Consider the following 7,518-nt stretch of genomic DNA (forward strand, 5'->3'; position numbering starts at 1 on the left):
AACATGACTAACTCAACACAGCTGAGGGAGCAGGTCAAGGAGATGCTCCAGCTCATGGAGAAAGTTAACCAGAGCCTTCAGGCTGGAAACGTCACCGAGGCCTATGCCTTAGCACTTCAGCTCCAGGTAAAAAGTGAATTCGCCCTGAAGAACGCTCACATGGAGTTTAAGATGGCAGTGAAGAGCAGGGAGGGACTCAAGCTGAGAATCGAACTCGAAAAACTGGAGGCTCAGGTTGAAGTCCTTGAGAAGGCTGGGGTTAACGTTAGCACCGTTAAAACAATCCTGGACAAGGCAGAGGAAGCCATAGAGGCCGGAAACTACAGCGTTGCTAAAGTGCTCCTTAAAGAGGCCAGGAAGGTTCTTCACGAGCTCTACCGTGAGAGAAAGTCGGTGATTTCAATGCCGGGGACGGGGAGACACGATGAAAAGAGCGGAAAGCACTGATTAGCTTTCCTTCCTTCTTGCCTTTTTCTCTCTGAGGTACGGATACCTCATTATGTGGCCACAGTTAAGGCATTTAACCACTACATGGGAATATGGCCTGCTTCTCAGCCTAACCTGTGCGTTCTTCCCCGGAACGAGGAAAGAGTGGCATCTTTTACAGTAACGACGCTTCCACTTCCTTGGGAGCCTTATCTTTGCCTTCTGTTGCACTGCCAGTGCTATCTCGACGTACCTGTTAGCCAGCTCGGGGCTGTAGGGGAAAACCCTCTCTGCGAGGGTGAACAGCGTCTCTACCCTCTCCCTAGCTATTTTCTTCTTCTCCTTCTGCTCTTTCCTCCTGAGGAATTTCTTTCCCACACTACCACCTCACGAGCTTGAGCTTTCCAGAGAACGGTTCGTAAAGGTACCCCTCCCTTAGGAGTTTTTCAATAGTTTCTCTCCCGTGTTCTTCCCTGAACCCGGCCTCCACAAGGGCCTTTAAGAACTCCTCCCTTGTGACCGTTCCGTCGAGGGAGGTTGCCTCAAGGTCTTCAAAGATTTTGATGCCTATCTCCGCGACCTTTGAACCCCCGATGTAGCGCTCGTATTCCTTGAGGAGCCTTAACTTCTCCTTTTCAGGCATCTCGTTTATCCACGTGTCAGTTATCTCCTGGTACAGGCCGAGGAGGTCGTTTACAAGGCCTCTATCAATCTTTCCCTCAAACCTTTCCATCGCCCCGAGCAGTCTTGCACCGAGCCTGTAGCGTGTTCCAACGTTGAACACCTTCCCCGAGAGCGTTAAAGCGTCGAAGAGCTCGCCGTACTCGTTCCTGTTTTTTATCAAAAAGGCTTCAAAACGATATCTGTATTCCTTCATTTCGCCGAGGTTGAGGCTTCCTATTTTCCCCTTGGCCAGAATTATCGTTGCAACCAGGTTTGGCATTAACTCCTCAAGTTCTCTGTTCCTCTCGTAGGCCACTTCATCAATAATCACGAGAGGACTTTCGCCAAGGGTTGCCATTATGTCGTCGGGTTTCACAAAAAGTCTCGGGCTCAGGAAACTGGCCTTTTTTAGCAGAAAGTGTTTCTCCGCCCACCTTGGAATAGGATTAACCCTTTTCAGCATGGCCTTCGTTGGGGGAACGTAGTAGGCCAGCCCGGACTTTGGAAAAGCGAACTTGAAGTCAATACCCAGGAAGTCGTCGTCGAACTCCTCCCACCTCTCCTTCTTGAGCTTAAGCTCCCTGGGTAGGAGGGAGTAGATATACTTCAGACCCTCCCAGAGGGAGATAACCGGGCGTTTGCTCTCCCCTTTAAAGGCCGAGAAGGTAATTCCCTCGCTCCAGTTTTCAACCCCTATCACCGTCGGAGCGTTGAGGAGGGCGTAGATTATTCCCTTCTGGAGCTCATAGTTTGCATAGATTGTGCTGGAAATCAGGTTCTCAAGCTCGTTCCTGCTCAGGGCATAGTCTTTGTATTTGGTCCATCTGGTCTCGTAGGGAATTTCTTCAAGCTCAAAAACATGAAGGAGTCTCATGTTTCCGTAGGGATAGGCGTCGAGAACTCCCTTAACCATAACGTACGACCCGGAGTAGAGCCTACCCTTAACTCGCGTTTTCTCGTCTATTCTGAGCACTAGATACGCTTTCAGCCGGCTCCTCTTTGCTTCCTCTGGGGTTAGGGGCGAGAGGAGGTAATAAACAGCGTCTTTCGGTGCATTGGGTGGCTGTCTGAGGAGTAAAAAGCCGTCAATCTCGATTTCTTCTCCGTTTTTTCTTGAGATTTTCCTAAGGAAATCCTTAACCCTAACACTTGGAGTGAGGGGTTCCCTATGCTCTTCTCTCAATAGTTCGAGTAGCTCCTCCATCGACTCTTAAAGAACCGCAAAGTTTATAAAGCCATCTCTAAAGGTGTTACTGGCACGGCGGTCATAGCGGCGGGGTTACACCCGGTCTCGTTTCGACCCCGGAAGTTAAGCCCGCCAGCGTTCCCGGGTGTACTGCCCTCCGAGAGGGGGCGGGAAACCGGGAACGCCGCCGGCCACTATTCATGTGCCCGGGTGGTGTAGCCCGGCCTATCATACGGGACTGTCACTCCCGTGACCCGGGTTCAAATCCCGGCCCGGGCGCCATACAATTATCATGTTGCAAGCGCTGGCAGGGTATAGATGATTTTCTTATGTAAATTTTAAGCTCGAGTTTGTTGTGTTTCCCATGAAAGACCCTAAGTTAAAATCGTCTGAGGAGTTACACTCAGAAGGACTTAACCAGCCTTCGCGTTTAAAATTAGAACCCAATTTTTGCATTTTAATCCGTTAATCGTTCACTGATATTCCAACTCAATTTCAGCAATTGCCGAAAGGCTTATAATCTATTATGGATAGTAACGAACATGCTGGAGAAGGAAAAGGAAGCCCTCGCCAAGAGAATCGCCGGGGAAATCACCCTCTCCTCAGACCCTGGAAAGACAATGCGGAAGTGGCGTGAAATATTTGGAATCAGCCAGACAGAGCTTGCCGAGTACCTTGGTGTTTCCTCTTCGGTCATTAGCGACTACGAGGGCGGAAGAAGAAAGAGTCCCGGCGCTTCTACAATCCGGAAATTTGTAGAGGCCCTCCTTGAGATTGACGAAAGGCGCGGTGGTAACGTCATACGGGCATTCAGCAAGACAATTGAGGGTGAACTTCCCACGAGTGCGATACTAGACATAAGAGAGTTCGCGGTTCCGGTTAAGATTTCTGACGTTGTCGAAGCCGTTCGCGGTGAAGTTGTCGCAAACCCCCATCTCCTCGACAGGAGGATATACGGCTACACCGTCGTTGACAGTATAAGAGCAATACTCGAAATGAGCAGTGAGGAGTTCCTCAAGCTCTACGGCTGGACAACCGAGAGAGCACTGGTCTTTACGAAAGTAACAACTGGAAGAAGCCCTATGATAGCGGTGCGCGTTCAGGGACTGAAGCCTGCGGTAATAGTCCTTCACGGCGTTAAAAGGCTTGACGAGCTTGCGGTCAAGCTCGCGGAGCGTGAAAGGGTTCCGTTGGTTGTCTCAAAAGCCTCAAGTGAGACCGAGCTTATAAACAACCTGAGGAAGCTAGTGGAAAAGACAGAAAAGGAATTTTAAAGCTCCTTCCGTCTCCATATACCCTCCTCTGCGAGCTTTGTTAGCCTGTCCCTTATGTGAATCAAAACGTCGCTCAGAGTTTTCGCGTTGTCGTATGACTCGACGATTTCTTCGAGCTTTTCCCTGGGGAGGTCCCTCATCTCCTTAGCGAGTTCAATCATCCTTGGATAAGCGCGAACGATGTTGTCAACTATCGTTATGTCAGCCATTCTTGCGCTCCTTGAGAGCGGGTTCAGGTCAACTGTAACGACGAACTTGCCCATTCTAACCAAAGCCTCTGTTCTGTCGCCGTCCTCCAAGGGGACTAAAACAACGTCCGCTTTCCAGATGCCATTTTCATCAACCTTCCCACGCTCATGCTCTAAACCGGGAATCCTTTTGGTCGGGTTTATTCCGAGTATCTCGATTTCTGAATCATACTTCCTGAGTTCCCGCTCTATGGCTTTCACGCGCTCCTCGGTGCGGTAGAAGAGGTTTATCTCGAGCTTCGCGTTCAACGCTTTGGCCAGTTCTATAGTCTCCTTTGGAACGAGAGCCGCGACGTTCCCGTTGACTGAAATAACGGGGTGTTTAGCCAGTAGAAACCTCGCAACAGCCGCTTTCATAGCCCTCTCGGCCGGTTCTATGGTTTTCTCCCCGATGAGATAGTCAAAGGCCTCACCGCGTCCGTGGGCTATGAGTCCAGCCTTGGCAGTCATTCCCTTCTCCATTCCCTCGATGATTTTCTCCCTGTAGTAGAGGCTCCAATAGCGGGGGTGACTCTTCGGGATTTTCACCATACCCGTCACCTAGATTATCTTTGTATGAAAACCTAATAAATCTCTGCCCTCTCAAAAAGGCAAAAGATTTCTTTTTTTGCCATGAAACGGGTTCTAAACCATTGGTTCAAGAAAATCGTATAAACCTTCGGTTCAAAACTTTTGGTGGCCAAAATATGGACTTAAATGGAGGTGTTCATAGTGGGATATCTCATTACAGCAAAGGAAGATTTGAGTCCCATAGACTATTTTGTCGAAGTTGAGGCACCTCATGTTGCAAGTGCCTGGAAACCCGGCCAGTTTGTTGTTTTTATTCTTCACGAAAAAGGAGAAAGGGTTCCAATGTCAGTTTATAAAGCGGAAAACGGAAAAATTGGGATGTTTATTAGAAAACTCGGAAAGACCAGCCTACAGTTGTATTATGAGTACAACCCGGGAGATGAGTTGTGGAGCTTTGTGGGTCCCTTGGGGAAGCCCATAAAGTTAAAGCACTATGGAAGAGTTGCTTTTGTTTCTGATGCAGTTTGTGGTCAGGCCGAAAACTATGCAACGCTAAAGGCCATGAGAGAGAAGGGAAACTATACAATATCAGTTCAAACCTTTGAAGACAAGGAAAGGGTTTATCCAATGCGCTTTCTTGCAAAGGAAGTTGCCGACGAGTACTATTTAACAACCCTCGATGGGTCCGTTGGGATTAAGGGCCACTATCTTGACGTTGTAACAGAGCTCATCAAAAAAGACAAAGTTGATGTTATATTCGCTGGAGGAAAGCTGGGCTCCCTCGCAAAACTTGCAGAACTGACCAAACCCTATGGGATTCCAACCTATGCAACGGTCAGGCAGATAATGGTAGATGGAACTGGAATGTGCGGTTCCTGTAGGGTTCTCTATGATGGAAAAGTAAAGTTTGCCTGCAGAGATGGACCCGTTTTTGATGCACATAAAATAGACTGGGTTGACGCCATACGCAGAAATTCAGAGCGTTTTAAAGAGCAGGAAAAGCTGGCCAAAGAACGTTATCTGGAGTATCTTCGCACAAAGGGGGTGATTTAAATGCCAAAACTTATCAAAGAACGTGTTTCTACTCCTGAAAGGCCCGTTGAGGAAAGAACCAAAGATTTTGGAGAGGTTAATTTGGGTTATACATTCGAGCTAGCCGTTAAGGAGGCCGAAAGATGCCTTCAGTGTCCTGAAAACTACGCACCTTGTATAAAGGGTTGTCCCGTTCATATAAACATTCCTGGATTTATTGCGAAGATAAAAGAGGGAGACATTGAGAGCGCTTTGAGGATAATATGGAACGACAACACCCTACCCGCCATAACTGGAAGGGTTTGTCCTCAGGAGGATCAGTGTGAGGGAGCGTGTGTTGTTGGGAAGGTTGGACAGGCAGTAAACATTGGAAAGCTTGAAAGATTTGTTGCTGACTATGCTAGAAAACACGGAATAGAAGAAGAACTCCTTTGTGAGTTTGAGGAGAAATGTAGCGGAGCGTTAGGAAATGTGGCCGTTGTCGGAGCTGGTCCAGCTGGTTTAACATGTGCCGGCGAACTCGCAAAAATGGGATACTCGGTTACAATCTACGAAGCACTTCATAAGCCCGGGGGAGTTCTTATATATGGAATACCCGAATTCAGACTTCCTAAGGAGATTTTGGACCATGAACTTGCCAAATTAAATCGCCTTGGTGTGAGAATTCTGACCGACCATGTTGTTGGAAAGACTGTAACGATTGAGGAACTGCTCGAGGAATACGATGCAGTCTTCATTGGAACGGGGGCTGGAACACCTAAGCTTCTCAACATACCTGGTATCTTACTTGATAGGATATACAGTGCCAACGAGTTCTTAACAAGAATAAACCTCATGAAAGCCTATGCGTTCCCGAATTATGATACACCAATAGCGATAGGAAAGCGTGTTGTGGTTATCGGGGCTGGCAACACGGCCATGGACGCTGCCCGCTCAGCCCTTAGACTTGGGGCCGAGGTAATTATAGCCTACCGCCGTGGTGAAGAAGATGTGAGCGCTCGCGAGGAGGAAGTTGTCCATGCAAAGGAAGAGGGCGTTAAATTCATGTATTTTGTCCAGCCAGTGAAATTCCTTGGGGAAAATGGCAAGGTAAAAGCCGTGAGGTTCGAGAAGATGGAACCTTTGGAGGAAAAAGACCACAAGGGCAAGAGAAAAATAAGGCCAACAGGCGAATACGTGACTGTAGAGGCGGATACTGTTATCATTGCTATTGGCCTTGAGCCGAACAAAATAATAAGCGATGGAACTGGGTTGAAAACTAATCCCGACGGAACCCTGGTTGTAGATGAGAACTTGATGACGAGCATTCCTGGAGTCTTCGCCGGTGGTGACGCAATAAGGGGCGAGGCGACAGTTATTCTAGCCATGGGCGATGGGAAGAGAGCTGCCAAGGCTATAGATGAATACATACGAACTAAAATGAGTTCCTGATTACCATTCTCTTTTTCTTGAGCCAAAGAAAAGACCTTTCTTGAGATAGTCCATAAACTCACTATTAAGGAAAGTTTTTGTGAACTCAAGAGTCTCCTCAGGGGAAAGCCACTCAACTTCCTCTGGAATGCCTTTTACCCACAGATAAACGAGCTCATAGTCTTTTCTCGCTATGAGAAGAGTGAAAATTTCAACTCCAAGCTCCTGAGCGAGCTTAACTTCCCTCCCAACGAGAGAGGTGAACTTGCCAAGAGGAGCGACGGCAACGAAGTATTGAGCCTCTTTAATCCTGTCACTTGTGTCCCTCATTCCGTATTTAGAGGGCACGAGCACGTTGTTGGAGCCGAGCTTCTCCTCGATGATTTCTAGAATAACCCTCTCGGTCTGGGTGTGGTAGAGAAATGTGGGTTCACTGAGGTAAACAAAGGGATCATACTTTTTCTTTTTTTTCAAAAAGCCCAGCATTGAACCACCTCAGGTGGGGATAATGTCATCATCTCGACATCAGGAGGGATGACACTCATCATCGGCCAACCATCACTAACGGGCAGGGCTTATTAAGGTTTAGCTCAAACGTACCTCGGTGATAAAATGCATATCGTTCCTCTCGCGAGCGAGAGTTTGGGAGTTAGAAGTTTAGCGACCTTTGTCGAGGCTTCCGGCCTAAAAATCCTCATCGACCCGGGCGTTGCCCTTGGGCCAAAGCGCTACGGCCTTCCACCGGCCAGAATAGAGCTTGAAACCCTCC

General features: G+C 48.2%; 7 protein-coding genes, 1 tRNA gene, 1 rRNA gene and 1 pseudogene. 6 read left to right on the forward strand and 4 right to left on the reverse strand.

Features of this window, described 5'->3' with window-relative positions; translation table 11 throughout:
- Positions 1-447: pseudogene (locus F7B33_RS03775) on the forward strand (cell wall-binding repeat 2 family protein); the annotation flags it as partial.
- Here the strand turns inward: F7B33_RS03775 and F7B33_RS03780 are convergent.
- Positions 448-804 (reverse strand): ribonuclease P protein component 4, encoded by a 357-nt coding sequence (locus tag F7B33_RS03780; protein WP_297073182.1) that lies wholly within the window; start codon positions 802-804, stop codon positions 448-450.
- A 1-nt stretch (position 805) separates the two neighbouring features.
- Positions 806-2,293: a hypothetical protein gene (locus F7B33_RS03785; protein ID WP_297062062.1), complete on the reverse strand. Its 1,488-nt coding sequence runs from the start codon at positions 2,291-2,293 to the stop codon at positions 806-808.
- Positions 2,294-2,346: 53 nt separating this feature from the next.
- On the opposite strand from F7B33_RS03785, the gene rrf reads away from it, so the two are divergent.
- From rrf to F7B33_RS03800, 3 genes are all read left to right on the forward strand, one after another.
- Positions 2,347-2,468, forward strand: a 5S ribosomal RNA gene (gene rrf, locus F7B33_RS03790).
- An 11-nt stretch (positions 2,469-2,479) separates the two neighbouring features.
- Positions 2,480-2,557: transfer RNA gene (locus tag F7B33_RS03795), tRNA-Asp, on the forward strand.
- A 260-nt stretch (positions 2,558-2,817) separates the two neighbouring features.
- The gene (locus F7B33_RS03800; protein ID WP_297064058.1) at positions 2,818-3,549 is read left to right on the forward strand and encodes a helix-turn-helix domain-containing protein; all 732 of its coding nucleotides are present in this window, start codon (positions 2,818-2,820) and stop codon (positions 3,547-3,549) included.
- Here the strand turns inward: F7B33_RS03800 and F7B33_RS03805 are convergent.
- A complete protein-coding gene (locus F7B33_RS03805; protein WP_297073185.1) occupies positions 3,546-4,328 on the reverse strand; it encodes a 4-phosphopantoate--beta-alanine ligase in 783 nt (260 codons plus the stop codon). The two genes, F7B33_RS03800 and F7B33_RS03805, sit on opposite strands and share 4 nt — an antisense overlap.
- A gap of 180 nt (positions 4,329-4,508) precedes the next feature.
- Between F7B33_RS03805 and F7B33_RS03810 the strand changes: the two genes are divergently transcribed.
- Both F7B33_RS03810 and gltA read left to right on the forward strand, forming a co-directional pair.
- Entirely contained in the window at positions 4,509-5,360 is an 852-nt protein-coding gene (locus F7B33_RS03810) for a sulfide/dihydroorotate dehydrogenase-like FAD/NAD-binding protein (RefSeq protein ID WP_297063398.1), read from the forward strand.
- A complete protein-coding gene (gene gltA, locus F7B33_RS03815; protein WP_297073183.1) occupies positions 5,361-6,770 on the forward strand; it encodes an NADPH-dependent glutamate synthase in 1,410 nt (469 codons plus the stop codon).
- Here gltA and F7B33_RS03820 read toward each other — a convergent pair whose 3' ends face one another.
- The gene (locus F7B33_RS03820) at positions 6,771-7,235 is read right to left on the reverse strand and encodes a hypothetical protein (protein ID WP_297063394.1); all 465 of its coding nucleotides are present in this window, start codon (positions 7,233-7,235) and stop codon (positions 6,771-6,773) included. It abuts the gene before it with no gap.
- Between the last annotated feature and the right edge of the window lie 283 nt (positions 7,236-7,518).

The sequence above is a fragment of the Thermococcus sp. genome, assembly GCF_015523185.1.
Taxonomy (GTDB): domain Archaea; phylum Methanobacteriota_B; class Thermococci; order Thermococcales; family Thermococcaceae; genus Thermococcus.